Genomic DNA, 26,693 nt, shown 5'->3' with positions numbered 1-26,693 from the left:
CTAGCCTTAGTATTCCAGTCGCTCATCTTTTCGAGCTTAACTGGGATAGATATAAAAAATGAAAATGCGTGCTTTCACTCTCACCGCCATTGCTGCGCTGGTCGCAGCGGCTCCTCTCGCCAGCCAGGCTGAAGTTACTCTTCTGAAGGCGGATCCGCAGGCTAACGATCCGCTTAGCCGTCTCACCTTCCAGGTCGGCGGCAGTATTCGTCCGCAGTTCCAGCATCAAGCCGGCGTAAGCGACCAATCTTACAAGCGTAATGGCTATGACGGCGGTTCCCGTTTCCGTTTCACCGCCAATTACTACCTGTTTGATGATGTAAGTTGGGTAGGTTACTACGAGCTGGGCGTTAACTTCCCGGCGTGGTGGGGCTGGGATAATCACTATGCCGACGGTGCGAACAACACCACCCGCCGTCAACTGTATACCGGCTTCAAGAGTGCCACTTGGGGTCAGCTGACTTTCGGTCAGCAGAACAGCGTCTACTATGATGTGGTCGGTGTGAAAACCGATATCTGGGACTACGATATGCTGGCCCAGGCACCCACCGTAGGTATCAACGGCGACTACGATGGTACCTACCGTGGACGTAAGATGCTGAAATACAAAAATACTTTCGGCAACGTTGATGTTTATGCTTCATATCTGTTTGCTGATAATGAACTGCTGCGTGGCAATTACCTGCGTTATAAGCGTAAAGGTGGCGGTTCGCTGGGTGTGGATTACCACATCAACAAAGACCTGACCTGGGGTACTGCGTGGAACTACACGCGTGCTGAAATGCGTAACACTTCAACGGGTGATGACAAAAATTACGACCAGAACATCTACGGTACGGCTCTGAGCTGGACACCGGATCACTGGACGCTTTCTGCTGGGGTTGGCTGGTATCAGAACTTCTCACCTACAGGCGTGAAAAATGCTCAGAACTACTTTGCTGACGATGCCTGGGGTGTGGAATACTTTGCGGGCTATAAATTCCCGATTGGTCAGTATGCGGTTAAATCCATCCAGCCGTACTTTATGGGTGACCGTCTGCAATACGTTAATGGTCGTGACTACCAGCGTATCGACAATGGTCTGGGTGTCTCGTTCCAGCTCGACTACGGCTTCCGTGTTGACTATGAATATGTGATCACTTCCAGCACTGACAAATCACTGGGTAACATGAATCTGGTGCGTCTGCGCTACGATTTCTAACCCTGTTACAACGGCTCCCGCGGGAGCCGTTTTCAATTGTCGCACGCAGTGCGCATTTCTTTACACGCCTGTACACGCCCGATCGTCTTTTCACGCTGCCTTGTGCCGTTTCACCACCCATTTATGGCGCCTCTTTCGGAAAATGGTGAGAAAAGCGGTGTAAAACTCTGTCCAATAACAAAAATGCGGTGGCAAAGGAGCTTTACGTAAATAGCGACTTCACCCTATCGACGAAAGTTTCGCCTTTACGTATGATGGCGCCAATTTTTTTCCTGTAGGTCTTTTAACATGATTAGTCTGATCGCGGCACTGGCAGCGGATCGCATCATCGGTATGGAAAATGCCATGCCCTGGAACCTGGCGGCTGATTTGGCCTGGTTCAAACGTAACACCCTGAATAAGCCCGTGATTATGGGGCGTCTGACTTTTGAATCTATTGGCCGTCCGTTACCGGGACGCCTGAATATTGTGGTCAGCAGCCAGCCGGGCACCCATGATGGCGTGACCTGGGTGACGTCACTGGAAGATGCGGTCAATGCCGCGGGTGATGCTGAAGAGGTGATGGTGATTGGTGGTGGGCGTATTTATGAGCAGATGCTGCCGCGCGCCGATCGTCTCTATCTCACCCACATTGACGCTGAAGTGGAAGGCGACACGCAATTCCCGGACTACGAACCGGATGAATGGCAGTCAACCTTCAGTGAATTCCATGATGCCGACGCCCAGAACTCACACAGTTACTGCTTCGAAATTCTGGAACGCCGCCGTTAATTAACGGCAGGTCGGTTTATCGCGCGAATTACACAAGACGCGCGATAAATCGCGCCGCTACGGATGCGGATGGGTTGCGCTCTGTGCCATCGCCTGTTCGCGGTTGGAATGCTGGACGTAATATTGCTGCGTTTCCCAGTGCAACAACGTTAGCGTGCCACCCCAGCAGCAGCCGGTATCAAGACCGATAATCCCTTCCGGTGTACCTTTGCCTTCCAGCGATGCCCAGTGACCAAACACCACGGTGTAATCCTGTGCTACCGGACTTGGGATCTTAAACCAGGGCTTGAGCGGAGGTGGGGCGGATTCCGGCGTATCTTTGCAGATCATATCCAGCTGGCCATTCGGGAAGCAGAAACGCATACGCGTCAGCGCGTTGGTGCTGAAACGCAGGCGTGACAGCCCACTTAGTTCTGGCGTCCAGTTATTCGGCATATCGCCATACATGGCATCGAGGAACAGCGGATAACTGTCGCTGGAGAGCACCGCTTCAACTTCGCGCGCGCACATTTTTGCTGTCGCCAGATCCCACTGCGGCGTGATACCCGCATGTGCCATCACCAGCTTTTTCTCTTCATCTACCTGCAACAATGGCTGGCGACGCAGCCAGTTGATCAACTCATCGGCATCGTCAGCTTCCAGCAGGGGAGTCAGGCGATCTTTTGGTTTATTGCGGCTGATACCGGCAAACACCGCCAGCAGATGCAGGTCGTGGTTGCCCAGCACCAGCCGTACGCAATCCCCCAGCGATTTCACATAGCGCAGTACGTCGAGAGAGCCGGGGCCGCGTGCCACCAGGTCACCGGTCAGCCACAGGGTATCCTGTTGCGGATCGAAATCAACCTGTGCCAAAAGGGCACGAAGCTCGTCGTAACAGCCGTGAATATCGCCAATCAGGTATGTACTCATTACGTCAGTCCGGTTAAAACGCGCCGCCCGGATGGACCGGGCGGAGAAGGATTAGTGGATGTGGGTTTGTACCGCAAGCCGGAATACCGGGATCTCGACAAAGAACTCTTCACCTTCCTCGTCGATCATCACGTAGTGGCCTTGCATGGTGCCCATCGGCGTTTCAAGGATCGCGCCGCTGGTATATTGAAATTCGTTGCCCGGGGCGATATGAGGCTGCTCGCCAACCACACCTTCGCCCTGAACTTCGGTCTGACGGCCATTACCGTTGGTGATCAACCAGTATCGGCCGCGTAGCTGGACGCTGTTGCGTCCCAGATTGCGGATGGTGATGGTGTAGGCAAACACGTAGCGCTCCTCGTCAGGTGACGATTGCGACTCCACATACAGGCTTTGTACCTGGATACAGACGCGGGCCAGTTCACTCATGCACTCAGTTCTCCGGGGTTGCTGCCTGATGATTGCCAAGCCAGTTGGCCAGTTGACAATACTGCGCCACCGAGACGTTTTCTGCACGCAGGGTCGCATCAATATTCAGTGCATCCAGCGCACCCGCAGTAAACAGGTGACTCAGGCTATTGCGCAGCGTTTTACGGCGCTGACCAAAGGCTTCAGTCGTAATGCGGCTGAGCAGACGCACATCACTGACCGGATGTTGCGGCTGGGTAAAAGGCACCAGGCGTACCACCGCAGAGTCCACTTTGGGCGGTGGTGTGAAAGATTGTGGCGGCACTTCCAGCACCGGAATCACCTGACAATAATACTGCGCCATCACGCTGAGTCGACCATAGGCTTTGCTGCCCGGTCCGGCCACCAGACGATTGACCACTTCTTTCTGCAGCATGAAGTGCATATCTTTAATCGAACCAGTATAGCTGAAAAGGTGGAACATCAGCGGGGTGGAAATGTTGTACGGCAGGTTGCCAAAAACACGCAACGGCTGGCCTTTCTCCTGCGCCAGCGCAGAGAAATCAAAGGTCATCGCATCCTGCTGGAAGATGGTCAGTTTAGGACCGAGGAACGGATGCGTTTGCAAACGTGCGGCAAGGTCGCGGTCCAGTTCCACCACGGTCAGTGCATCCAGACGCTCGCCCACCGGCTCAGTCAATGCGCCAAGGCCAGGGCCTATCTCCACCAGGGCTTCACCTTTTTGCGGATGAATGGCGGAGACGATGCTGTCGATAATGTACTGATCGTTCAGGAAGTTTTGCCCGAAACGTTTACGGGCGTAATGCCCCTGATGGACGCGATTATTCATTACTGCTCTTGATCATAGTGATGGCGAGGTTAAGCGCCGTAATAAAGCTGCCCGGTTCCGCCTGGCCCAGTCCGGCCAATTCCAGCGCGGTACCGTGGTCAACGGAGGTACGGATAAAGGGCAGGCCCAGCGTGATATTTACCGCACGGCCAAACCCCTGAAATTTTAGCACTGGCAGGCCCTGATCGTGATACATCGCCAGTACCGCATCCGCATGTTGCAGATATTTGGGCTGGAACAGGGTGTCAGCGGGGAGCGGGCCGGTCAACTGGATGCCTTGCTGGCGTAATTCGTCCAGCGCCGGAATGAGGGTATCGATCTCTTCGCGGCCCATATGGCCGCCTTCGCCCGCGTGCGGATTCAGGCCGCAGACGAAAATATGCGGATTCGGCAGACCGAATTTCTGCTGCATATCGCGATGCAAAATGGTGATCACTTCATGCAGGCTGTCACGGGTGATGGCTGCCGAGACATCTTTGAGCGGCAAATGGGTGGTCGCCAGCGCTACCCGAAGCTCTTCGGTCGCCAGCATCATCACCACGCGATCACCGCCAGCGCGATCGGCAAAAAACTCGGTATGCCCGGTAAAGGGGATACCGGCATCGTTGATCACACCTTTGTGCACCGGACCGGTAATCAGGGCAGCAAATTCACCATTCAGACAACCGTCACAGGCGCGCGCCAGGGTTTCCAGCACGTAGTGGCTGTTGGCGACCGTCAACTCACCGGGGGTGACAGGCTGGGCGGTATCGACCTGTAACAGCGTCAGCGAACCGGCTTGCTGCGGCTGGGGCGCGACACCGGGCTGGTAATCGCGCAGCGTCAGCGGTAAACCCAGCTGTGCCGCGCGGCGACGCAACAGCTCGCCGTCGGCACACACCACCAGTTCAACTGGCCAGTCACGCTGGGCCAGTTGCACGGTTAAATCAGGACCAATCCCGGCAGGCTCGCCGGGAGTGATCACCACACGATAATTACTGACCATTGTTATCCAGAATCTTCACGTAAGCACTGGCGCGCTGTTCCTGCATCCAGGTTTGCGCTTCTTCCGTGAATTTACGGTTAAACAGCATACGATAGGCACGTTCTTTCTGCGCGGCGTCAGTTTTATCAACCTGACGGGTATCCAGCAGCTGAATCAGGTGCCAGCCAAACGACGAGTGAACCGGCTGGCTGGTCTGGCCTTTCTGCAGACGCATTAACGCATCGCGGAATGCCGGATCAAACGCTTCCGGAGAGGTCCAGCCCAGATCGCCACCCTGGTTCGCTGAACCCGGGTCGTCCGAATATTGTTTGGCTGCCGCTGCGAAAGTGGTCTTACCGCTGCGAATATCAGCGGCGATCTCTTCCAGCTTAGCGCGTGCCTGGTCGTCAGTCAGGATCGGTGACGGTTTCAGCAGGATATGACGCGCATGCACCTCGGTGACGGAGATGTTTTTGCTCTCACCACGCAGATCGTTCACTTTCAGGATATGGAAGCCAACGCCTGAGCGGATAGGGCCGACCACATCACCTTTCTTCGCGGTTGCCAGTGCCTGAGAGAACAGGGTCGGCAGCTCTTCAATTTTGGCCCAACCCATATTGCCGCCTTTCAGCGCCTGCGGATCAGCAGAATAGGTCACCGCCAGCTTGCCGAAGTCAGCGCCTTTTTTCAGTTCACCCACCAGCTGATGAGCCAGAGCTTCCTGATCATCAACCTGTTTCTGCGTGGGGTTTTCCGGCAGCGGCAGCAGGATCTGGCTCACGTTCAACTCAGTACCCTGGGTGTTCTGTGAACCCACCTGCTTCGCCAGCGTATCCACTTCCTGCGGCAGAATGGTGACGCGACGACGGACTTCATTGTTACGTACTTCAGAGATCATCATCTCTTTACGGATCTGCGCACGGTACTCGTTGTAGTTAATACCATCGTAGGCGATGCGGCTGCGCAGTTGATCAAGGGTCATATGGTTCTGCGCGGCGATGTTCTGGATCGCTTCATCCAGCTGCTGATCGCTGATCTGCAGGCCCGCTTTTTCACCCATTTGCAGAATGATGCTATCCATGATCTGGCGTTCAAGGATCTGATGACGCAGGGTGTTGTCATCCGGAAGTTGCTGATGGGCCTGCTGTGCCTGTGCTTTCACTGTGCGCAGCATGCTATCAACATCACTCTCCAGCACCACGCCGTTATTCACAACGGCGGCAACTTTGTCTACCATTTGCGGGGCTGCGAACGCGGTGTTAGCGACAACCGCCACACCAAGAATCAGCATTCTCCAGTTCTTCATACTTTATCCATTGTTGTTTCCGCACTGCGGGATAGCCTGTCAAACATCACAACATCAGAAACCCTGCTGGTAAGGGATAATGCCCTGACGCAGCATTTGATGGGTGCCTAAGCCATAGTCGGAGCTAAGGCCACGTAGCTCAATGTTGAATGAGATTTGGTTGTCATACTTACTTTCGTTGTTTTCCCAACCGTTGATTTTGCGCTCGTAGCCAAGACGGATCGCGTAGCAGCAGGAGCTATACTGCAGGCCCAGCAACTGATCAGCCGGTTTGCTGTTGCGGGTGTCGTAGTAATACGCACCCACCAGCGACCAGGCATCAGCAATCGGCCAGCTGGCAGTAGCACCCACCTGGGATATCCCGTTTTTATAGATCGGGTTAGTCAGCAGACTTGAATCATTCAGCGCCTGCGCCACGTATTCCGGGCTGCTGTAGCGGTAGCTCAGCTGCACCATACGGTCAGCGTCCTGACGATACTCCAGCACCGCATTGCCCTGCGCTACGTTATCAAGGCGGGTATCGTATTGCAGCCCGCCACGCACGGCCCAGCGATCGCTTACCTTCCAGTAAGTGTCACCGGCCCAGATCAGGCTGCCGGTGTCATCTTCATCACTGGTCTGGTTAACACCAGTCCGCGATGGGGTAAACGAGTAGATTTGACCCACAGAAACGTTAAAACGTTCAACCAGATCGTTATCATAAATTCGGGTGGTGACACCGGTTGCCACCTGATTGGCTGAAGCGATGCGATCGAGGCCACTGTAGGTGCGATCGCGGAACAGACCGGTGTAGTCGGTTTGCAGCAGCGTTGAGTCATATGGGTAGATACTGCTCTGGTCACGGTACGGAATATAGAGGTACTGTACGCGCGGTTCCAGCGTCTGGGTGTAGCCCTCAGCCCAGTCCATATCGCGGTCAAACACCAAACGCCCGTCCACTTTAAACTGTGGCAGCGTGCGGTTGACGGAATCTTTCAGCAAACCGCTGGCGGTGCGATCGTATGATGCGCTGTTGTAATAATCGAGGCCGTCCTGCTGGTAATGCGTAGCGAGGAATTTGGCTTCGGTATCGAGGCTGGCCCAGCCATTCGACAACGGCAGATCCAGCGTCGGTTCGATATGCAGACGCGTCGCTTCTGGCATCCGGCTATTGACGTTGGTGAATTTCACCGCCTGCGCATAAATATGTCCATCAAACGGCCCGATATCGTTCTGATAGAAATTCAGATCGAGCTGCGGCATCGCGCGGTAAACGTTGCTGGTACTGGTGCTGCCAAAGACCTGGAAGTCTTTGGTAGAAAGTGTCGCGTCCCAGTTAGTATCCGCATAGCCTACGCTGAATTTCTGCGTCGCATAGCCATCAGTGGAGCTGTAGTACTTCGACGTGAGATCGGTGAAGTAGTAAGGATCGCTGACTTTGGTGTAGTCGGCGTTGAAGCGCCAGTGTTGATCGTAAACACCCGCGTGACGCCAGTAGAACAGCCAGCGATCGGAGCTGGCATCCTGCGAAATGCCGCGCACCGCTTTATCGTTATCGTACTGTTTGTCTGATGGCAGATAATCGAATTCCATCAAACCGCCACCGAACTCGCTCAGATAACGGAATTCGTTCTGCAACTGCATGCCGCGCTTACTCATGTAGTGCGGCGTAATGGTGGCATCGGCCTGCGGCGCAATGTTCCAGTAATACGGCAGCATGAACTCGAAGCCATTGGTGCTGCTGTATTTTGCGTTAGGGATCAGGAAACCGGAACGACGACGATCGCCAATCGGCAGCTGCATATATGGGCTGTAGAACACCGGCACATTGCCCAGTTTGAAGCGCGCGTTCCATATCTCCGCCACTTCTTCCTGGCGGTCCTGAATCACTTCAGAACCGACCACGCTCCAGCTATTGGAGCCAGGCAGGCACGAGGTAAAGCTGCCGTTTTCGAGGATGGTATAACGATTGTCGCCGCGCAGTTTCATCTGGTCAGCATCACCACGCCCCTGACGGCCCACCATTTGATAGGTGCCGTTCCAGACGTTGGTGTCTTTGGTGTTCAGATTTGACCAGGCTTTCGGACCTTTCAGGATGACCTGATTGTCGTCGTAGTGCACATTACCCAACGCATCAACAGTACGCACCGGCGTCGTTTGCCCATCCTGCTGACGCTGATGCAGCTGAACTTCGTCGGCATTCAGGCGGCTGTTACCCTGCTGTACATCGACATTGCCGGTGAACACCGCGTCGTTGGGATAGTTCCCTTTAGAGGTGTCAGAATGAATCGTGACGGGCAGCGAGTTCGTGTCTTTACTCTCCACCAACGGGCGGTTAAAGCTCGGCACGCCCAGCATACACTGCGACATTAAGTCGTCGGCCAGTGAATACTGACTGTATAACGCTGCACCAATCATGGTAGCCAGCACGGTAGGTATACGTTTTTTCATACGCGGTTTCGATAATTCCATGAAAACTGGCATCATGCCGACAATCCGGTCAGAGACTAACTTACTGCCCGGCGTTGCGCCAGTGTTAATCCTTGTCTGTCCGCGTTGCCGTTAGGCGCTGAGATAAATGACAGGTATGATAATGCAATTTTCAGCCGCAAGCATGGCGAATTGAGGAGTTTATGCGCTACTGGGGAAAAGTAATTGGTCTGGCTTTGGGCTTGCTATCCGGGCTGGGCTTTTGGGGCATCGTACTGGGTCTCATCATTGGTCATATGTTTGATAAAGTGCGCAGCGTTAAAGGACAAGGCTATTTCGCCAACAACCAGACCCGCCAGACACTGTTTTTTAGCACCACTTTTCAGGTGATGGGCCATTTGACCAAGTCAAAAGGGCGTGTCACCGAAGCGGATATTCAGATTGCTTCCTTGCTGATGGACCGGATGCAGCTGCATGGCGATGCGCGTACCGCCGCGCAGCGTGCTTTCCGTGAAGGGAAACAGGGTGACTATCCATTACGCAATAAATTGCGTGAACTGCGCAGTGCCTGTTTTGGTCGTTTTGATCTGATTCGGATGTTTCTGGAAATTCAGATTCAGGCGGCGTTTGCCGATGGTTCGCTGCATCCGAATGAGCGGCAGGTGTTGTACGTTATCGCTGAGGAGCTTGGCATTTCGCGGATGCAGTTTGACCAGTTCCTGCGCATGATGGAAGGCGGCCAGCAATTTGGCGGTGGCGGTTCTTCTTACAGCGGTGGGGGATTCCAGCAGGCCAAACGGGGTCCGACGCTGGAAGATGCCTGTAGCGTGCTGGGCGTGAAAAGCAGTGACGACAGCACCACTATTAAACGTGCTTACCGTAAGCTGATGTCGGAACATCATCCGGATAAGCTGGTGGCGAAAGGGCTGCCGCCGGAGATGATGGAGATGGCGAAGCAGAAAGCGCAGGAAATTCAGGCGGCTTACGATCTGATTCGTAAGGAAAAAGGATTTAAATAAATCCTTTCCTCCTGTGTAGCGGCGCGATTTATCGCGCAGTTTTTTCCAGCCACGCGCACGAATTGCGCGAGAAATTGCGCCGCTACGACAAAGGTCAGAAGTCAGCTGGCTGGCGAAACGTCATGCTGTTACCAAACGCCGGATGGGTAATGGTGAGCGACTCAGCATGCAGCAGCAGGCGCTGAGCCATTGCCAGCGCTTCCGGTGGCGCATAGAAGCGGTCACCGAGAATCGGATGCCCCAGCGCCAGCAGATGCACGCGCAGCTGGTGCGAGCGTCCGGTGATGGGCTTCAGCGCCACGCGCGCGCTGTTATCCGCGTCATACGCCAATACCTGATATTCCGTCTGCGCCGGTTTTCCCGTCTCGAAACACACCTTTTGCTTTGGCCGGTTCGGCCAGTCACAAATCAGCGGCAGATCGATTAACCCTTTCTCCTGCGCCGGGTGGCCCCAGACGCGCGCGACATATTGTTTGGCGGGTTCGCGTTCGCGGAACTGGCGCTTCAGCTCACGTTCCGCCGCTTTGTTCAGTGCCACCACGATCACGCCGCTGGTGGCCATGTCCAGACGATGCACCGATTCAGCCTGTGGATAATCGCGCTGGATGCGCGTCATCACGCTGTCTTTATGCTCATCGAGGCGGCCCGGCACCGACAGCAAACCACTCGGCTTGTTGACCACCATAATGTGGTCGTCCTGATACAGGATATGCAGCCAGGGTTCGAGCGGTGGGTTATAAGGTTCCATCAGCAGTTCCGTAAGGGGCCTGACGGCCCCGTTCAGTTATTGGTGCGTCACCACAATCAGACGTAACGCATCAAGACGCCAGCCTGCTTCACCGAGACTTGCCAGCACCTGACGACGGTTGCTTTCCAGCGCGTCAACCTCATCATCACGGATGTTGGGGTTGACGGCGCGCAGCGCTTCGAGACGTGACAGCTCCGCACTCAGCTTCTCATCGGCTTCCACTTTGGCTGCGGCGATCACCGCCTGGGCTTCCGGTATTACGGCGCTTTCGGCCAGCGTCAGAATCTGATGCACATCCTGCTGGACGGCATTAACCAGCTTGCTGCCGGTATGACGATTCACCGCGTTCAACTGGCGGTTAAAGCTTTCGAACTCCACCTTCGTCGCCAGATTGTTGCCGCTGCGATCCATTAGCAGACGAACCGGCGTTGGCGGCAGGAAGCGGGTCAGTTGCAGATGTTTCGGTGCCTGTGCTTCCACGACGTAGATCATCTCAAGGAGCAGGGTGCCGACCGGCAACGCTTTGTTTTTCAGCAACGACAGCGCACAGCTGCCGGTATCGCCGGAAAGAATCAAATCCAGCCCGTTGCGGATCAGCGGGTGCTCCCAGGTAATGAACTGGGTATCTTCGCGCGACAGTGCCTGGTTGCGGTTGAAGGTGACGGTGCAGCCATCTTCCGGCAGGCCTGGGAAATCCGGCACCAGCATATGATCGGACGGCGTCAGTACGATCAGGTTATCGCTACGATCTTCCTGATTGATGCCAACGATATCGAACAGGTTGAGGGCAAAATTGACCAGACCGGTATCATTGTCCTGCTCGGCAATGGCGTCGGCCAGCGCCTGGGCGGCATCTCCCCCGTTGGAGTTTTGCTCCAGCAGACGGTCGCGTCCCTGTTCCAGCTGGATTTTCAGCTGGTCATGCTGCTTGCGACACTCAGTGATAAATTCATCCAGCCCCTGTGGATTTTCCGGTGCCGCCAGGTATTCAATCAGTTGATTGTAAACGCTGTCGTAAATGGTGCGGCCGGTAGGGCAGGTGTGCTCAAACGCGTCCAGACCTTCGTGGTACCAGCGCAGCAGCACCGCCTGGGCGGTTTTTTCCAGCCACGGCACCAGAATCTGGATATCGTGCGCCTGGCCGATACGGTCGAGACGGCCTATACGCTGCTCCAGCAGGTCCGGGTTGAACGGCAGGTCAAACATCACCAGACGGCTGGCAAACTGGAAGTTGCGGCCTTCAGAACCGATTTCCGAGCACAGCAGCACCTGTGCGCCATCTTCTTCGGAGGCAAACCAGGCCGCGGCACGGTCGCGTTCAATGATCGACAGACCTTCATGGAATACCGCTGCACGGATGCCTTCGCGCTCACGTAGTACCTGCTCAAGTTGCAGGGCGGTGGCGGCTTTGGCGCAAATCACCAGCACTTTCTCTTTACGGTTGCTGGTGAGGTAGCCCATCAGCCACTCAACGCGCGGATCGAAGTTCCACCAGGTGCCACTGTCACCTTCAAACTCCTGATAAATCTGCTCGGGGTAGAGCATGTCACGTGCGCGTTCTTCGGCGCTTTTGCGTGCCCCCATAATGCCGGAGACTTTAATCGCCGTCTGGTACTGCGCGGGCAGCGGCAGGCGAATCTGGTGCAGTTCGCGTTTCGGGAAGCCTTTCACGCCGTTACGGGTGTTGCGGAACAGCACGCGGCTGGTGCCGTGGCGGTCCATCAACATCGAGATCAGTTCTTTACGTGCATCTTCTTTGCCATCGCGGTCGCTATTCGCCACCTGCAACAACGGTTCGATATCCTGCTCACCGACCAGATCGTTAATCAGGTTCATCTCATCTTTGGAGATGGATTTGTCGGCCAGCAGCGTGCTGACTGCATCCGCCACCGGACGGTAGTGCTGCTGCTCAGCGACAAACTGGCTGAAATCGTGGAAGCGATTAGGATCGAGCAGGCGCAGACGGGCAAAGTGACTTTCCAGGCCGAGCTGCTCCGGCGTGGCGGTCAGCAGTAACACGCCGGGGGTTTGTTCCGCCAGCTGTTCAATCACCTGATATTCGCGGCTTGGCGCATCTTCGCTCCAGGCCAGATGGTGCGCTTCATCCACCACCAGCAAATCCCAGGCGGCATCGGCCAGCTGTTCCAGACGCTGCTTGTTACGGCGCACAAAATCGAGGGAGCAGATGATCAGTTGTTCGGTATCGAACGGGTTATCGCTGTCATGCTGGGCTTCGGTGTAGCGGCCGTCATCAAACAGCGCAAAGCGCAGATTGAAGCGGCGTAGCATTTCCACCAGCCACTGATGTTGCAGGGTTTCCGGCACCACAATCAGCACGCGTTCAGCCCGGCCTGCCAGCAGTTGTTGCTGGATGATCATCCCGGCTTCGATGGTTTTACCGAGGCCTACTTCGTCGGCCAGCAGTACGCGAGGGGCGTGGCGACGGCCGACATCGTGCGCAATGTGCAGCTGATGCGGGATCAGGTTAGTACGCATGCCGCGCAGGCCGCTGGTGGGCAGGTTGTACTGCTCACTCTGATATTTACGGGCGCGGAAGCGCAGCGCAAAGCGGTCCATTCGGTCCAGCTGACCGGCGAACAGACGATCCTGCGGTTTGCTGAACACCAGTTTGCTGTCGAGCATCACCTCGCGCATCAACACGTTAGCTTCTTCGGTATCGAGGCGCGTGCCGATGTAGGTGATTAAATCGTTTTCGTTGCGAACTTCGTCAACGCGCATCTGCCAGCCTTCGTGGCTGGTGACGGTATCACCCGGATTGAAGATAACGCGGGTAACGGGAGAATCGTTACGGGCATACAGGCGGTTTTCGCCGGTTGCCGGAAACATCAGGGTGATCATGCGCGTATCCAGCGCAACTACCGTTCCCAGTCCCAGTTCACTTTCCGTATCACTTATCCAGCGTTGACCCAGTGTAAAAACCATATATTTTTTGCTCGACTCTCTGTCATGTCATGAAGATGTGCACCCGCTCTCAGGCAAAGCACTCCCGCCAAACAAGATGGTTTGGGAAGGCATCGATGCGGTGAGATTCAGGAAGGGCGCTATGGTACTGGATGACAGGGGTTTCGTCACCTGTCAAAAAAGCCCCAACTGCCCGGTAATCAGTGTAGCAAAATCATCGCCGACGAAGGGTAAAATGCCTTCAGCCACCGGTTGTAGCTGCTTTGACACATAGTGATCATAGTCGAGTGGCGTGCTGCGCGCCTCCAGTGGCTCCGGGCCTGCGGTGGCGATGACATAGCGGATGGAGCCGCCATTTTGATACTGCAACGGACGTCCTAACTTGTGATTAACCTCATCGGCCTGCCGGGCGGCACGCACATGCGGTGGCACGTTACGTTCATAATCTTTTAGCGGGCGGCGCAGGCGTTTTTTATAGACCAGCAAATCATCAAGTTCACCTGCCAGCAACTGTGCCACGGTATCGCGAATATAATCCTGCCAGGGTTCACCACGAAAAATGCGGCCATACAGCGTTTGCTGAAACTGCTGCGCCAGCGGGGTCCAGTCGGTCCGCACCGATTCCAGCCCCTTAAACACCAGCCGTTCCGTCCCTGCAGAGCGAATCAATCCGGCATAGCGTTTTTTGCTGCCCTGTTCGGCACCCCGAATGGTGGGCATTAGGAAACGGCTGAAATGGTTTTCGTACTCCAGCTCCAGCGCGCTGTCGAGAGCGTAGGTCTGCTGCAAATGGTTTTTCCACCAGCCATTGACGTGATCGGCCAGCTGACGGCCAATCTCCGCCGCTTGTTCCTCGCTGTGCGCACCTTTCAGCCAGACAAAGGTGGAATCGGTATCGCCATAAATTACGTCGTAGCCCTCGGCCTCAATCAGCTCGCGCGTTTGCTGCATAATGGCGTGGCCGCGCAGGGTGATCGATGACGCGAGGCGCGGATCGAAAAAGCGGCAGGCGCTGGTGCCCAGCACACCGTAAAAAGCGTTCATGATAATTTTCAGCGCCTGCGACAGCGGCCTATTGTGCTGACGCTTGGCCTGCTCGCGGCCCTGCCAGATCTGTTCAACAATGGCTGGCAGGCAGTGGGTTTGACGGGAAAAACGTGCGCCGCGAAAGCCGGGCACCGAGTTGGCATCATCCGGGTGTGCCAGTCCTTCCACAAGCCCGACCGGATCGATCAGGAAGGTACGGATAATTGACGGGTAGAGGCTTTTGTAATCCAACACCAGCACCGAATCGTACAGCCCTGGGCGCGAGTCCATCACATAACCGCCGGGGCTGGCTTCGGGGGTGACTTCACCGAGATTAGGCGCAACGAATCCGGCGCGATGCATCCGCGGAATGTAGAGATGGCCAAAAGCGGCCACCGAGCCGCCGTGGCGATCCACCGCCAGCCCGTTAACGGTGGCGCGTTCCAGCAGAAACGGCATGATGGCGGTATGCTGGAAAATGCGCGTTACCAGCTCGCAATCTTTCAGGTTATAGCGTGCCAGCGCGGGTTTATCATGAGCGAAGCGCCAGTTAATCTCCTCCATACGCTGCCACGGATTGTCGATGGCTTTGCCTTCGCCCAGTAATTCACGCGACACCGCTTCGAGGCTGAAGGAGGGGAAATCCCAGAAGGCAGATTTTAACGCCTCAATACCATCAACAATCAGGCGGCCGGTGGCCTGGGCGAAGAAGACGCCGGGTTTGAAACCGTGTTCGCGCCACTCCAGCGCTTGTTGCTGGCGGCCCAGGCGTAACGGGATACCGTAGCGATCGGCATGTTTTTGCAGCACGCGCAGATCGAACTGCACCAGGTTCCAGCCAATGATCACATCCGGTTCATGGCGGGCAAACCAGGCATTCAGCTGCTCCAGCAGCTTCGGGCGGCTCTCGACATAAATCAGTTCGAAATCAAGCGCGCTGGCATCGCCGTTCGGCGGGCCGAGCATAAACACCTGACGCTGACCACACCCCTCTAACCCGATGCAATACAGCTCGCCGTGCTCGGTGGTTTCAATATCCAGCGACACCCAGGAAAGCTGCGGTCGGTAGTCGGGATGGGGTTTAAGACGCGTATTCACCACACTGTCGCCACGTACATCGCCGCTGAACCACACCGGCGCGGTGATAAAGCGCTCCATCAGGTAGCGCTCCGGCGGGCGAATATCCGCTTCATAGACCGGGATGCCGTTTTCCCGCAGGCGTTTTTCCAGGTTTTGCAACTGGCGGTAGCTGCGGCAATAGAGGCCCAGCACCGGGCGGCGGCGGAAATCTTTCAGCGTCAGGGATTGCAGGCGGGTATGGCGCTCATCACGCAGCAGCGCTTCAATCCGGGGTTGAAACTCGCTCGGGACAAAAGCCACCGACTCCTGAGCAGGCAGAACCACGCGCTGTGCGCCCTGGTCGGTCGCCAGCCATAGCACCACTTCGCTGCCTGTGGGGGTGTCTCGCCAGTGTCGGGTAAGCAGAAATCCTGCGCGTGGATCGGTCACGGTAACTCCAGGTGTGAATACCCCTTAAGTGTATCATGGATGTTTATACAGTGTCTGTTGCTTGCTTAAACTGTCAGCATAACGTCAACATTGATGTACAAATCTTGCCTTGACGCTGTGGCGCTGGCTCTGGACAATCCAGCCTTCATATTCCGCAGAGGAAATTTATGGAAGCCTGGGTACAACATCTCTTTACGCAATCTCTGGAATGGGCACTGTTTGCTGTGGCGCTGGTGACCTTTCTGGAGTCACTGGCCTTCGTGGGATTGCTACTGCCGGGCACGGTTTTAATGGCGAGTCTCGGAGCACTGGTGGGCAGCGGCCAGATTGGTCTTTATCCCGCCTGGGCCGCCGGTCTGGTCGGATGCCTGATTGGTGACTGGGTGTCCTACGGCATTGGCTGGAGATTTCAGGGACCGCTGCATCGCTGGAAATATCTGCAAAAATACCGTGGGCTGCTGGATAAAACTGAGCATGCGCTGCATCAGCACAGCATGTTTACCATCCTGGTGGGCCGTTTTGTCGGGCCGACGCGTCCGCTGATCCCGCTGGCTGCGGGGATGCTGGAGCTGCCGGTACGCAAGTTTCTGCCACCCAATATCATCGGTTGCATCCTGTGGCCGCCAGCCTACCTGATGCCAGGCATTCTGGCGGGGGTGGCGATTGATGTGCCCAAAGCGGCGCAAGGTGGCCACTTTACCTGGCTGTTGTTGCTGGTGGCACTGCTGGTATGGCTGGGGTTCTGGCTGTGCTGGCGCTGGTGGCGTAGCGGTAAATCGGTCGACTGGGCAACGGCATATCTGCCTGCGGCGCGTCTGCGCTGGCTGGCTCCGTTAGCCGCGCTGATCGGGCTGGCGGCGTTTGTCGCGATTCAGTTCCATCCGATGATGCCTGTCTTCCGCCATCTGCTGTGGAAGGTATTCTTCTAACGCGTTGCCACTCCGAGGATGGCCGCCGCTGGACTACTGCCGTTAAGCAGGTCAGCGGTGTTGCCATCCCAGTACACCCGTCCATCGACCACCACCAGGCTACGCGGCGCTATTTGCTGCGCATCTTCCAGGCTGTGCGACACCATCAGCAACGTGATATTGCGTGCTTCACACACGCTTCGTACCAGTTGCAGCATCTCATTGCGCAGTGCCGGATCGAGTGCCGAGAAGGGTTCGTCCAGCAACAGAATCGGCTGATTACGCAGCAGGCAGCGTGCCAGCGCCACGCGTTGCCGCTGGCCGCCAGAAAGTTGTCCTGGCAGGCGGTCGAGCATCTCGCTGAGCCCGGTTTGTAAGGCGATGTCGTTCAGCTGCTGCTGCTGGTCGTGGCTGAGCTTCAGACCGGGATGCAGGCCCAGGCCCAGATTTTGCCGCACGGTCAGATGTGGAAACAGGTTGTTTTCCTGAAACAGCATTGATACCGGACGCACGGCAGGCACGCTATGGGTATGATCCTCATCTTTCAGCAGCAGGGTGCCGCTGCTGACAGGCAGAAACCCGCCAATCAGACTGAGCAGGGTGCTTTTCCCGGCTCCGCTCGGGCCGAGAATCGCCAGCCGCTCGCCCGGTTGTGCGCTGAACTGAAAGCGCATCGGCAGATGCTGGTAGAGGTAAGTGAGGTTATTCAGTGTCAGCATGACGACCCGGTAATTTTTCCATCAGGGTAAACAGAAGCAGGCACAGCACCAGCAGCAACAGGGCGGTCACCGCGCCATCTGCGCCACGATAGGCACCAATTTGCTGGTACAGATAGAATGGCAACGTACGGAAATCTGCGCTGCCAAATAATGCCACTACGCCAAAATCACCAATCGATAGCACGCAGGCAAATGCCAGCGCCTGTGCCAGTGGGCGTTTCAGCGCACGGAGTTCAATCAGACGCAGCCGGTTCAGCCCCTGCACCCCGAGCGAGGCGCATAACTGATGGTAACGTGCGCTGAGATCGCGCATCGGGTTCTCCAGCACTTTCATGGCATAGGGAATGGCGATCAGCGCATTGGTGAGGATCACCAACCCATCGGCGGATTGCGGCAGGCCAACGGTGGCGTTGAAGAGCAGGAAAAAGCCGCTGGCCAGCACGATGCCTGGCATTGCCAGAATCAGCATGCCGCTGAGTTCCATCGCCTGTGCCGCCACGATTTTGTGGCGCAGACGCAGCTCACGGCTGCTCCACAACAGCATCACTGTCAGGATGACGCACAACACGCCAGCACCGATGGCAATACGCAATGAAGTAAAGGTGGCCTGCCATAAGGCCGGTTGCTGCATCGCTCCGGTCACGCCGCCGCGCAGACCATCAGCCACCACCGCCAGCAGCGGGGGGAGCAACAGCAGCAGGGCCATACCAATTAACAGGCTGTCGCTGATACGGGCGCGCCAGCTATCAGCGGGATCGCGCCAGCCGCGTATTTGCTGATGACCTGCGGGAATTGCTTTGCTGAAGCGCTGGCTCAGCAACACCAGCAGCAGGCAGCAACCGAGCTGAAGCAGTGCCAGCAGCGCCGCGCGTCCGGGGTCGTAGTCAAAATTCAGCGCCTGATAAATCGCCAGCTCCAGCGTGGTCGCCTGTGGGCCGCCGCCCAGCGCCAGCACGGTGGCAAAACTGGCAAAGCACAGCATAAAGATCAGGGCGGCAGTGGGGAAAATTTGCCGCCGCAGCCACGGCCACTCCAGCAGACGAAACAGATTCCAGCCGCGCAGACCGAGTTGTGCCGCCAGCTGGCGTTGTTCGCCGGGAATACTTTCCAGCGCCTGCAACAACATACGCGTCGCCAGCGGCAGATTGAAGAACACGTGCGCCAGCAGAATGCCTTGCAAGCCATAGGGCGAGAAATGCCAGGGGATCCCCAGCGCTGCGCACAGTTGTGCCAGCCAGCCGCTGCGGCCATAGACACTCAGCAGACCAAACACCGCCACCAACACCGGCAGCACCAGCGTCATGGCGCACAGACGCAGCAACAGTTCACGACCAGGAAAGCGCCGCCGATACAGGGCGCGCGCCAGTGGGATGGCCGGAAGGACCGAAAACAGCGCTGACAGCAGCGCCTGCCAGAAGGAGAAAGCCAGCACATGATGCAGATAGTCATCACTGAGCAGGGCGCGCCAGTCGCCGATGGGCGCTGACATCAGCAGCGCGCCAAATGCCAGCAGCGCTACAGCACACAGCAGCAGCGCAGTGAAACTGCCGGGCAACAGCCAGCCAGGGATTAACGGCTGACGGCGCGTTGCCATGCACTGATCCACGCTTTGCTGTGGTCGGCAACTTCCGCCGGGCTATATTGCAGCGCCGTTTGCGGCACGTTGAGTGTTTGATAACCGGCAGGCAGATCGCTCTTGATCACCGGATACATCCAGTTGCCGGTCGGGATGGTCTGCTGGAAGGCCGGGGACACCATAAACTGCATGAATTCCTGCACTAGCTGCGGTTGTTTGCTGCTGGCCAGCTGCGCCGCCACTTCAACCTGCAAATAATGGCCTTCGCTAAACGGCGCAGCGGCGTAATTTTCTTTCTTCTCTTCAATGATGTGATAAGCCGGGGAGGTGGTGTAACTCAGCACCAGATCGCCTTCGCCCTTCAGGAACAACCCATAGGCTTCACTCCAGCCTTTGGTGACGGTGACGGTTTTCTGCGCCAGCTTCTGCCAGGCATCCGGCGCTTTGTCGCCATAGACTTTCTGCATCCACAGCAGCAGGCCGAGGCCTGGGGTGCTGGTGCGCGGATCTTCATAGATAACGCGCCATTTTTCCGGGCTTTCGACCAGTTCCTTCAGGCTTTTCGGTGGGTTTTTCAGTTTGTTTTTATCGTAGACGAAGGCGAAGTAACCGTAGTCGAACGGGATAAAGGTATCGTTATGCCAGCCACCTGGCAGCTGGAGCGCGTGGGTATCTACCTGGCTTTTGGCAAACAGCCCGGTTTTTTCTGCGGCCTGCACCAGGTTGTTATCCAGCCCCAGCACGATATCCGCTTTGCTGTTTTTACCTTCCATCCGCACGCGGTTGAGCAGCGAGACGCCATCTTCCAGCGCCACGTATTTCAGCTCGCAGCCGCACTGGGCTTCAAAGGCTTTTTTCACCGCCGGGCCAGGGCCCCAGTCAGCAGAGAATGAATCGTAGGTGTAGACGGTAAGTACCGGTTTGGCAGCCAGCACCGGGGCAGAAACCAGCAACAGCACAGGCAGAACTTTGTTTAACACTTTGCGCTCCTTGAGGAGAAGATAAGGTTGAGTCGCAAAGGATCTGAGCGGTGAGGCATCTCAAATCCCTACGCCGGTATTAACCGGATCAGGTTCGACGGGTCTCTCTCAGCCCCTGTAATGCAGGGCACCCCGTTGAGAACGGCACATTCTAGACATTTCCGGGGCAGGGCGAAAGGATCACAGTTCCGGCGGGGCAAACCAGGCGGATTTGAAGTCAAACCAGCCGAGCGTATTCATGCGTACGCCACGCATACTGCGCTGCCCTTCCAGCAACAACCAGTGGTGAAACAACGGGTGCAAATAGTCACTATCCACCAGTTGCTTACTCCATTCTGCGAGCGGCAGCGTTTTTTCGCGCCAGTGGGTGGCGGCATTTTCCCAGTCAATCGGGATACACTGCTGCATCAGCGGCAATTCGTACAGCTGAGCGAACAGCGAGTAGTCGAGCGGCAGGGTGAAGTTGACGCTGCCGAGCCAGATGTCGCTCTCGCCTTCTCCGTTAAACCATGCTTCGTAGCTCAGCTCACGGGTAATCAGCTCCACACCCTGTTGCGCCAGCAGTGGGCGTAGGGCATTGGCGATACCTTCGTGTTCCACATGGTGGCTATACCAGCTGATGGTGAGCTGCTTCAGGTTATCCGGCTTGCTGACCGCCGTCAGATCGCGGCGATGATGCCAGCGCGGTAATAAACCATAAGCCGGGAACCAGTAGCGCTGATAACCGATACCCGCATTATTCAGCAGGGCGATAGGATTGAGCAGGTAGCTGACCCAGCGGCGGAAATGCGCATCCCGGCCTTGTTCCGAACGCCGGTCATACAGCAGAAAATAGCAGCCTTCTTCCAGACGACTCTCTTCCGATTTCTCATCAGCGGTTTCGCCTTGTAACTTCACCCCGGCATACACCAGCTCATCACTGATCTCCGGCAGTACCCAGATGGAGACATCATCAATTAACGCGCGATAACCGAAGTAGTCGTCAAAGGCGGCGATCTTCAGCTGACTTTGTTGGTTGCGCACCACGCTGTAGGGACCGGTGCCGATCGGCTGGCGCGCGAAACCTCGCAGGGTCTGCCATTCACGCGGCAGGATCATCGCGCTGACGCTGCCAAGCAGCCACGGTAGCCAGTTGTCGGGCTGAGTCAGCTGAATATCCAGCGTCCAGGGGGCCGGGGAGTGCAGTTGTGCGATATGGGAGAACAGTGGCTGACTGCGCAGACGCTCCAGCGAGCTGATGACGTCTTCCATCTCCAGTTCACGGCCATGATGAAAGCGAATGGCCGGACGCAGGAAGAAGCGCCAGTGCAACAGTGAGGTTTGTTGCCAGTGATGGGCGATATCCGGTTCGATTTCCCCCTTTTCCTCATTTATGCGCGTCAGGCCGCTGAAAATCTGTCGTGCCAGATGGGTTTCCGAACGCCGCAGCGGTGAACCCGGCAGCAAATTCGGCAACGGGCGATAGTAAAGCACGCGCAGAATATGTTTGCCCTGACGAAAGCTGCGGCCCAGATGCGCGGCAATCATCTGACGAACCTGGTTTTTGTCACCCACCAGCTGCACTAACTGGTCGATACGATCCTGCTCCAGCAAATCCTCCGCGCGCTGCTGCTGTAATGCCAGCCCGGTGTAGCAGAAGCTCAGCGTGGAGCGTTTACCGCGGCCCGCTTCCGCCTGCCAGATGAGCCAGCCTGCATCCTGCATGGCATTCAGCAGGTTACGCATATGGCGGCGCGAGCAGTGCAGCAGCTCCGCCAGCTCGCTCAGGGTGGTTTCCTGATCCTGGCCCTGGCAGCTTTGCCACAGGCGGATAAATTGCTGTTGCAGTCGTGAAGAGGACATAAAAGGGGAACTCCAGCGCATAATCGCTCAGTTTTTTCTGCCCTATATTAGAGGCATAGTAGACCTCATTGGAAGAGCGGGAGGCATTCAGTCATGAATGGCGCTCTGACAGTGGTTCCGCCGACGTGGAACCTTTTCTGAGTAGGGTGCAATTTCACCGCCAGCAGTGTTTTCTCTGCTGGCTTTTTTCGTTTTGCTGTGGAATCTTCTACCCTCTTTTTTTGGTTCTCTGCTTTTCTTCCGCAAAGGGATTTCACCATGAAATCGCTGTTAACGCGTCAGCGTCGCCTCAACCCGGTTTATCTGGCTTTTATGGCCGTCTCCTTTATGACGGGCGTGGCCGGTGCGTTACAGGCACCCACGCTAAGTCTGTTTCTGACGCGTGAAGTGCAGGTACGCCCGTTCTGGGTCGGGCTGTTTTTTACCGTCAATGCGATTGCGGGCATTGTCATCAGCCTGCTGGTGGCGAAACGATCCGATAGCCATGGCGACCGCCGCAAACTGATCCTGTTCTGCTGCCTGATGGCGGTATGCAATTCCTTGTTGTTTGCCTTCAGCCGCCACTATCTGACGCTGATTACGTTGGGCGTGCTGCTGTCGGCGCTGGCCAGCGTGGCGGTGCCGCAGATATTTGCGCTGGCGCGTGAGTATGCGGACCATTCGGCGCGCGAAGTAGTGATGTTCAGCTCGGTGATGCGGGCGCAGCTGTCGCTGGCGTGGGTAATCGGGCCGCCACTATCCTTCGCTCTGGCGCTGAATTACGGTTTCATCACCTTATTTAGCGTGGCGGCGGTGATTTTTTTGCTCAGTACCGTGCTGATCTGGCGCACCTTGCCATCGGTGCCGCGTGTCGCGGCTTCCCCCGAGCAGGTGCTGACGCAACTGAGTCCGTGGAAGGATAGCCAGGTACGTCTGCTGTTTATCGCTTCGGTGATTATGTGGACCTGCAACGTGATGTATATCATTGATATGCCACTGTATATCAGCTCCACGCTCGGCCTGCCGGAAAAGTTGGCGGGTCTGCTGATGGGAACGGCAGCAGGGCTGGAGATCCCGATTATGCTGCTGGCCGGACATTATGCGCGCCGGTTTGGTAAACGTCGTCTGGTATTGGTGGCGCTGGTGGCTGCTATCCTGTTTTACCTCGGGCTGGGGCTGTTCCGCTCGCGTACGGCGCTGATGGTGTTGCAGCTGTTCAACGCGGCGTTTATCGGCATTGTCGCCGGGATTGGGATGCTCTGGTTTCAGGATCTGATGCCGGGACGCGCGGGTGCGGCAACCACCATGTTTACCACCTCGATCTCCACCGGCATGATTGTGGCGGGGGTGATTCAGGGATCGTTAAGCGAACGCTTCGGGCATGAGTCGGTGTACTGGCTGGCGTTGGGGCTGGCGGTGCTGGCGCTGGGACTGACGTCGCGCGTGCGGGATGTATAAAACCGCGCGATAAATCGCGCCGCTACAGGTACGCACTGGCCCGTAGCGGCGCAATTTATTGCGCGCCGTTACTTTTTTAACGTAAAAACGCAGGCTGGTTGGTCTCGTAGCTGGCGATTGACGCTTCGTGTTGCAGCGTCAGGCCGATGCTATCGAGGCCATTGATCATGCAGTGACGACGGAAACTGTCGATTTCAAAGCTATAGCTTTTGTCACCAGCAGTCACGGTCTGGGCTTCCAGGTCAACGGTAAAGCTGACACCCGGATGGCTTGCCACCAGTTTGAACATCTCATCCACTTCTTCATCGCTCAGCTTCACCGGCAGCAGCTGGTTGTTAAAGCTGTTGCCATAGAAGATGTCCGCGAAGCTTGGCGCAATTACCACCTGAAAACCGAAATCGGTCAGTGCCCACGGCGCGTGCTCACGTGAGGAGCCACAGCCAAAGTTCTCACGCGCCAGCAAAATGCTGGTGCCTTTATATTCCGGCTTGTTCAGTACGAAGCTGGCCGTCGGCACGGTGCCGGCGTCGTCATCGAAGCGCCAGTCGTGGAACAGGTGCGCGCCAAAACCGGTACGGGTCACTTTTTGCAGGAACTGCTTCGGAATGATGGCATCGGTATCGACATTCGCTGCATCCAGCGGTGCGACAATCCCGGTGTGCTGGGTAAATTTCTTCGCCATGGCTTAAGCTCCCTGAGTCAGTTCACGAATATCGGCAAAACGGCCAGTGACCGCCGCCGCAGCGGCCATCGCCGGGCTGACCAGGTGGGTACGTCCACCACGGCCCTGACGACCTTCAAAGTTACGGTTGCTGGTTGAGGCACAGCGCTCGCCTGGGTTCAGACGGTCATTGTTCATCGCCAGACACATCGAGCAGCCTGGCAGACGCCATTCAAAACCGGCTTCGAGGAAAATCTTATCCAGACCTTCCGCTTCCGCCTGCGCTTTTACCGGACCAGAACCTGGCACCACCATTGCCACCACACCCGGTGCCACATGGCGTCCTTTGGCGATAGCGGCGGCGGCACGCAGGTCTTCAATACGTGAGTTGGTGCAGGAGCCGATAAAGACTTTGTCGATGGCAACGTCAGTCAGTTTGATGCCTGGCTGCAGATCCATATATGCCAGCGCTTTCTCGGCAGAGGCACGCTCAACCGGATCGGCGAAGGAAGCCGGATTCGGGATGGCCTGATCCACCGCCATCACCTGACCCGGGTTGGTGCCCCAGGTTACCTGCGGTGCGATATCGGCCGCGTTCAGGGTCACGATGGTGTCGAATTTCGCGTCGCTGTCAGATTTCAGGGTACGCCAGTAAGCGACGGCCTGATCCCATTGTTCGCCTTTCGGTGCAAACTGTTTGTCTTTCAGGTAATTAAAGGTGGTGTCATCCGGCGCAACCAGGCCCGCTTTGGCACCCATTTCAATCGCCATGTTGCACAGCGTCATGCGGCCTTCCATGGTCAGCGCTTCAATCGCCGGGCCGCAAAATTCCACCACATGTCCGGTACCGCCAGCGCTGCCGGTTTTACCGATAATCGCCAGTACGATATCTTTCGCGGTGATGCCCGGTGCAGCTTCGCCCAGCACTTCAATCTTCATGGTTTTGGCACGGCCCTGCTTCAGGGTCTGGGTGGCAAATACATGCTCCACCTCGGACGTGCCGATACCGAATGCCAGTGAACCAAAGGCTCCATGGGTGGCGGTGTGTGAGTCGCCGCAGACAATTGTCATACCCGGCAGCGTCATCCCCTGCTCAGGACCGATTACGTGCACGATGCCCTGGAACGGGTGGTTCAGGTCATACAACTGGATACCGAATTCAGCACAGTTCTTGATCAGCTCCTGCATCTGAATACGCGCCATCTCGCCAGAGGCGTTGATGTCTTTGGTCTGGGTAGAAACGTTGTGGTCCATGGTGGCAAACGTCTTAGACGGCTGACGCACTTTGCGACCATGAGCGCGCAGGCCATCAAAGGCCTGCGGTGAGGTCACTTCATGGATCAAATGACGATCGATATACAGTAACGGTGTTTCATTCGGTGCTTCGTGGACGACATGTGCATCAAATAACTTCTGGTATAAGCTTTTCATTTTTTTATTTTTCCTCGGCAATGAAACGGGCAATGATGCTGCCCATTTCATCGGTGCTCACGGATTGACCGTCACCGGCCAGGTCACGGGTGCGATAACCCGCTTCCAGCGCGCGGTTGATGGCACGCTCAATGCTGTCGGCAACCTCAGCGGCATTCAGGCTATAACGCAGCAGCAGGGACAACGAGAGGATCTGGGCAACCGGGTTGGCAATGTTCTGACCGGCGATATCCGGCGCGGAGCCACCGGCTGGCTCGTACAGGCCGAAGCCCTCTTCATTCAGGCTAGCGGATGGCAGCATGCCCATGGAACCGGTAATCATCGCGCATTCATCCGACAGAATGTCACCGAACAGGTTAGAACACAGCAGCACGTCAAACTGTGAGGGATCTTTAATCAGCTGCATGGTGGCGTTATCGATGTACATATGGCTCAGCTGCACATCCGGGTAATCCTTTGCCACTTCGTTGACGATCTCGCGCCACATCACTGAGGTCTGCAATACGTTGGCTTTATCGACAGACGTCACCTTGTTACGACGTTTGCGCGCAGATTCAAAGGCAATGCGGGCGATACGTTCAATCTCAAAACGGTGATACACCTCGGTGTCGAACGCACGTTCATGCGGGCCGCTACCTTCGCGGCCTTTCGGCTGACCGAAGTATATGCCGCCAGTCAGTTCGCGTACGCACAGGATGTCGAAGCCACGTGCAGCGATGTCGCTACGCAGTGGGCAAAATGTTTCCAGGCCTTTATACAGCGCAGCCGGACGCAGGTTACTGAACAGTTTGAAGTGCTTACGCAGCGGCAGCAGCGCACCGCGCTCCGGCTGCTGTGCCGGTGGCAGGTGTTCCCATTTCGGGCCGCCAACCGAACCAAACAGGATGGCGTCGGCTTGCTCGGCACCGGTAACGGAGGCCGGTGGCAGGGGTTCGCCGTGACGATCGATGGCGATACCACCCACATCATATTCGCTAGTGGTGATACGCATGTCGAAACGCGCGCGAATCGCGTCCAGCACTTTCATGGCCTGCGCCATCACTTCCGGGCCGATTCCGTCGCCCGGCATGACTGCGATATGAAAAGACTTAGTCATA

General features: G+C 56.5%; 21 protein-coding genes and 1 riboswitch. Of the genes, 5 read left to right on the top strand and 16 right to left on the bottom strand.

Translation table 11 applies throughout. The annotated features are described in order from the left end of the window. The first annotated feature begins 58 nt into the window (after positions 1-58). Entirely contained in the window at positions 59-1,201 is a 1,143-nt protein-coding gene (locus tag PW844_RS24800; RefSeq protein WP_299457503.1) for a porin, read from the top strand. 288 nt (positions 1,202-1,489) lie between these two features. Then, positions 1,490-1,972 (top strand): type 3 dihydrofolate reductase, encoded by a 483-nt coding sequence (gene folA, locus PW844_RS24795; protein ID WP_299457502.1) that lies wholly within the window; start codon positions 1,490-1,492, stop codon positions 1,970-1,972. Positions 1,973-2,029: 57 nt separating this feature from the next. Here folA and apaH read toward each other — a convergent pair whose 3' ends face one another. Genes apaH through lptD form a run of 6 tightly spaced genes read right to left on the bottom strand, consistent with a single transcriptional unit; the run spans position 2,030 to position 8,839 of the window. Then, entirely contained in the window at positions 2,030-2,881 is an 852-nt protein-coding gene (apaH, locus tag PW844_RS24790; RefSeq protein WP_299457501.1) for a bis(5'-nucleosyl)-tetraphosphatase (symmetrical) ApaH, read from the bottom strand. Positions 2,882-2,932: 51 nt separating this feature from the next. Next, the gene (gene apaG, locus PW844_RS24785) at positions 2,933-3,310 is read right to left on the bottom strand and encodes a Co2+/Mg2+ efflux protein ApaG (protein WP_084872598.1); all 378 of its coding nucleotides are present in this window, start codon (positions 3,308-3,310) and stop codon (positions 2,933-2,935) included. A 4-nt stretch (positions 3,311-3,314) separates the two neighbouring features. Continuing rightward, on the bottom strand, positions 3,315-4,139 hold the full coding sequence (gene rsmA / locus PW844_RS24780) for a 16S rRNA (adenine(1518)-N(6)/adenine(1519)-N(6))-dimethyltransferase RsmA (RefSeq protein WP_084872600.1): 825 nt from the start codon (positions 4,137-4,139) through the stop codon (positions 3,315-3,317). Then, the gene (gene pdxA / locus PW844_RS24775) at positions 4,132-5,124 is read right to left on the bottom strand and encodes a 4-hydroxythreonine-4-phosphate dehydrogenase PdxA (RefSeq protein WP_299457497.1); all 993 of its coding nucleotides are present in this window, start codon (positions 5,122-5,124) and stop codon (positions 4,132-4,134) included. Before pdxA ends, rsmA begins: the two co-directional genes overlap by 8 nt. Next, positions 5,114-6,409: a peptidylprolyl isomerase SurA gene (gene surA, locus PW844_RS24770; RefSeq protein ID WP_299457494.1), complete on the bottom strand. Its 1,296-nt coding sequence runs from the start codon at positions 6,407-6,409 to the stop codon at positions 5,114-5,116. The genes pdxA and surA overlap by 11 nt, the downstream gene beginning before the upstream one ends. A 54-nt stretch (positions 6,410-6,463) precedes the next feature. After that, positions 6,464-8,839 carry an LPS assembly protein LptD gene (gene lptD, locus PW844_RS24765; RefSeq protein WP_299457492.1) on the bottom strand — a complete coding sequence of 792 codons (2,376 nt, stop codon included), beginning with the start codon at positions 8,837-8,839 and terminating at the stop codon, positions 6,464-6,466. A gap of 182 nt (positions 8,840-9,021) precedes the next feature. On the opposite strand from lptD, the gene djlA reads away from it, so the two are divergent. Then, positions 9,022-9,837, top strand: coding sequence for a co-chaperone DjlA (djlA, locus tag PW844_RS24760; RefSeq protein WP_084872607.1), 816 nt, complete (start codon positions 9,022-9,024; stop codon positions 9,835-9,837). A gap of 94 nt (positions 9,838-9,931) precedes the next feature. Here the strand turns inward: djlA and rluA are convergent, their stop codons facing one another. From rluA to polB, 3 genes are all read right to left on the bottom strand, one after another. After that, positions 9,932-10,591, bottom strand: a complete 660-nt coding sequence (gene rluA, locus PW844_RS24755) for a bifunctional tRNA pseudouridine(32) synthase/23S rRNA pseudouridine(746) synthase RluA (protein WP_299458312.1) — start codon at positions 10,589-10,591, stop codon at positions 9,932-9,934. Positions 10,592-10,621: 30 nt separating this feature from the next. Continuing rightward, on the bottom strand, positions 10,622-13,528 hold the full coding sequence (rapA, locus tag PW844_RS24750; RefSeq protein WP_299457488.1) for an RNA polymerase-associated protein RapA: 2,907 nt from the start codon (positions 13,526-13,528) through the stop codon (positions 10,622-10,624). A gap of 153 nt (positions 13,529-13,681) precedes the next feature. Continuing rightward, positions 13,682-16,042, bottom strand: coding sequence for a DNA polymerase II (gene polB / locus PW844_RS24745; RefSeq protein ID WP_299457485.1), 2,361 nt, complete (start codon positions 16,040-16,042; stop codon positions 13,682-13,684). Between the two features lie 167 nt (positions 16,043-16,209). Between polB and PW844_RS24740 the strand changes: the two genes are divergently transcribed. Further along, positions 16,210-16,971 (top strand): DedA family protein, encoded by a 762-nt coding sequence (locus tag PW844_RS24740; protein ID WP_299457483.1) that lies wholly within the window; start codon positions 16,210-16,212, stop codon positions 16,969-16,971. Here the strand turns inward: PW844_RS24740 and thiQ are convergent. The 4 genes from thiQ to sgrR all read right to left on the bottom strand — a co-directional run bounded on the left by thiQ (position 16,968) and on the right by sgrR (position 22,067). Beyond that, positions 16,968-17,669 carry a thiamine ABC transporter ATP-binding protein ThiQ gene (thiQ, locus tag PW844_RS24735; RefSeq protein WP_299457480.1) on the bottom strand — a complete coding sequence of 234 codons (702 nt, stop codon included), beginning with the start codon at positions 17,667-17,669 and terminating at the stop codon, positions 16,968-16,970. The genes PW844_RS24740 and thiQ overlap by 4 nt on opposite strands. Then, complete coding sequence (gene thiP, locus PW844_RS24730) at positions 17,653-19,263, bottom strand: thiamine/thiamine pyrophosphate ABC transporter permease ThiP (protein WP_299457477.1); 1,611 nt, start codon at positions 19,261-19,263, stop codon at positions 17,653-17,655. Before thiP ends, thiQ begins: the two co-directional genes overlap by 17 nt. Next, positions 19,239-20,225 (bottom strand): thiamine ABC transporter substrate binding subunit, encoded by a 987-nt coding sequence (gene thiB, locus PW844_RS24725; RefSeq protein WP_299457474.1) that lies wholly within the window; start codon positions 20,223-20,225, stop codon positions 19,239-19,241. The genes thiP and thiB overlap by 25 nt, the downstream gene beginning before the upstream one ends. 47 nt (positions 20,226-20,272) lie before the next feature. Beyond that, positions 20,273-20,370, bottom strand: a riboswitch (TPP riboswitch). Between the two features lie 35 nt (positions 20,371-20,405). Continuing rightward, a complete protein-coding gene (sgrR, locus tag PW844_RS24720; protein ID WP_299457472.1) occupies positions 20,406-22,067 on the bottom strand; it encodes an HTH-type transcriptional regulator SgrR in 1,662 nt (553 codons plus the stop codon). 258 nt (positions 22,068-22,325) lie between these two features. Between sgrR and PW844_RS24715 the strand changes: the two genes are divergently transcribed. Continuing rightward, complete coding sequence (locus tag PW844_RS24715) at positions 22,326-23,504, top strand: MFS transporter (RefSeq protein WP_299457470.1); 1,179 nt, start codon at positions 22,326-22,328, stop codon at positions 23,502-23,504. A gap of 76 nt (positions 23,505-23,580) precedes the next feature. Here the strand turns inward: PW844_RS24715 and leuD are convergent, their stop codons facing one another. From leuD to leuB, 3 genes are read right to left on the bottom strand one after another with little or no spacing between them, the layout of a single operon-like run. Continuing rightward, a complete protein-coding gene (leuD, locus tag PW844_RS24710; protein ID WP_299457468.1) occupies positions 23,581-24,186 on the bottom strand; it encodes a 3-isopropylmalate dehydratase small subunit in 606 nt (201 codons plus the stop codon). A 3-nt stretch (positions 24,187-24,189) separates the two neighbouring features. Further along, positions 24,190-25,596 (bottom strand): 3-isopropylmalate dehydratase large subunit, encoded by a 1,407-nt coding sequence (gene leuC, locus PW844_RS24705; RefSeq protein WP_299457466.1) that lies wholly within the window; start codon positions 25,594-25,596, stop codon positions 24,190-24,192. A 4-nt stretch (positions 25,597-25,600) separates the two neighbouring features. After that, on the bottom strand, positions 25,601-26,692 hold the full coding sequence (leuB, locus tag PW844_RS24700) for a 3-isopropylmalate dehydrogenase (protein WP_299457464.1): 1,092 nt from the start codon (positions 26,690-26,692) through the stop codon (positions 25,601-25,603). Position 26,693 lies beyond the last annotated feature (1 nt).

The organism is Pantoea sp. (assembly GCF_028283705.1).
In the GTDB taxonomy this organism is placed as follows: domain Bacteria; phylum Pseudomonadota; class Gammaproteobacteria; order Enterobacterales; family Enterobacteriaceae; genus Pantoea.
The sequence above is the reverse complement of the archived record's forward strand: the minus strand, read 5'-3'. Positions and strand labels throughout refer to the sequence as shown.

Coding starts and splice junctions, on each gene's coding strand:
- PW844_RS24800 (WP_299457503.1), top strand. CDS start 59: ATGAAAATGCGTGCTTTCACTCTCACCGCCATTGCTGCGCTGGTCGCA.
- folA (WP_299457502.1), top strand. CDS start 1,490: ATGATTAGTCTGATCGCGGCACTGGCAGCGGATCGCATCATCGGTATG.
- apaH (WP_299457501.1), bottom strand. CDS start 2,881: ATGAGTACATACCTGATTGGCGATATTCACGGCTGTTACGACGAGCTT.
- apaG (WP_084872598.1), bottom strand. CDS start 3,310: ATGAGTGAACTGGCCCGCGTCTGTATCCAGGTACAAAGCCTGTATGTG.
- rsmA (WP_084872600.1), bottom strand. CDS start 4,139: ATGAATAATCGCGTCCATCAGGGGCATTACGCCCGTAAACGTTTCGGG.
- pdxA (WP_299457497.1), bottom strand. CDS start 5,124: ATGGTCAGTAATTATCGTGTGGTGATCACTCCCGGCGAGCCTGCCGGG.
- surA (WP_299457494.1), bottom strand. CDS start 6,409: ATGAAGAACTGGAGAATGCTGATTCTTGGTGTGGCGGTTGTCGCTAAC.
- lptD (WP_299457492.1), bottom strand. CDS start 8,839: ATGAAAAAACGTATACCTACCGTGCTGGCTACCATGATTGGTGCAGCG.
- djlA (WP_084872607.1), top strand. CDS start 9,022: ATGCGCTACTGGGGAAAAGTAATTGGTCTGGCTTTGGGCTTGCTATCC.
- rapA (WP_299457488.1), bottom strand. CDS start 13,528: ATGGTTTTTACACTGGGTCAACGCTGGATAAGTGATACGGAAAGTGAA.
- PW844_RS24740 (WP_299457483.1), top strand. CDS start 16,210: ATGGAAGCCTGGGTACAACATCTCTTTACGCAATCTCTGGAATGGGCA.
- thiQ (WP_299457480.1), bottom strand. CDS start 17,669: ATGCTGACACTGAATAACCTCACTTACCTCTACCAGCATCTGCCGATG.
- thiP (WP_299457477.1), bottom strand. CDS start 19,263: ATGGCAACGCGCCGTCAGCCGTTAATCCCTGGCTGGCTGTTGCCCGGC.
- sgrR (WP_299457472.1), bottom strand. CDS start 22,067: ATGTCCTCTTCACGACTGCAACAGCAATTTATCCGCCTGTGGCAAAGC.
- PW844_RS24715 (WP_299457470.1), top strand. CDS start 22,326: ATGAAATCGCTGTTAACGCGTCAGCGTCGCCTCAACCCGGTTTATCTG.
- leuD (WP_299457468.1), bottom strand. CDS start 24,186: ATGGCGAAGAAATTTACCCAGCACACCGGGATTGTCGCACCGCTGGAT.
- leuC (WP_299457466.1), bottom strand. CDS start 25,596: ATGAAAAGCTTATACCAGAAGTTATTTGATGCACATGTCGTCCACGAA.
- leuB (WP_299457464.1), bottom strand. CDS start 26,692: ATGACTAAGTCTTTTCATATCGCAGTCATGCCGGGCGACGGAATCGGC.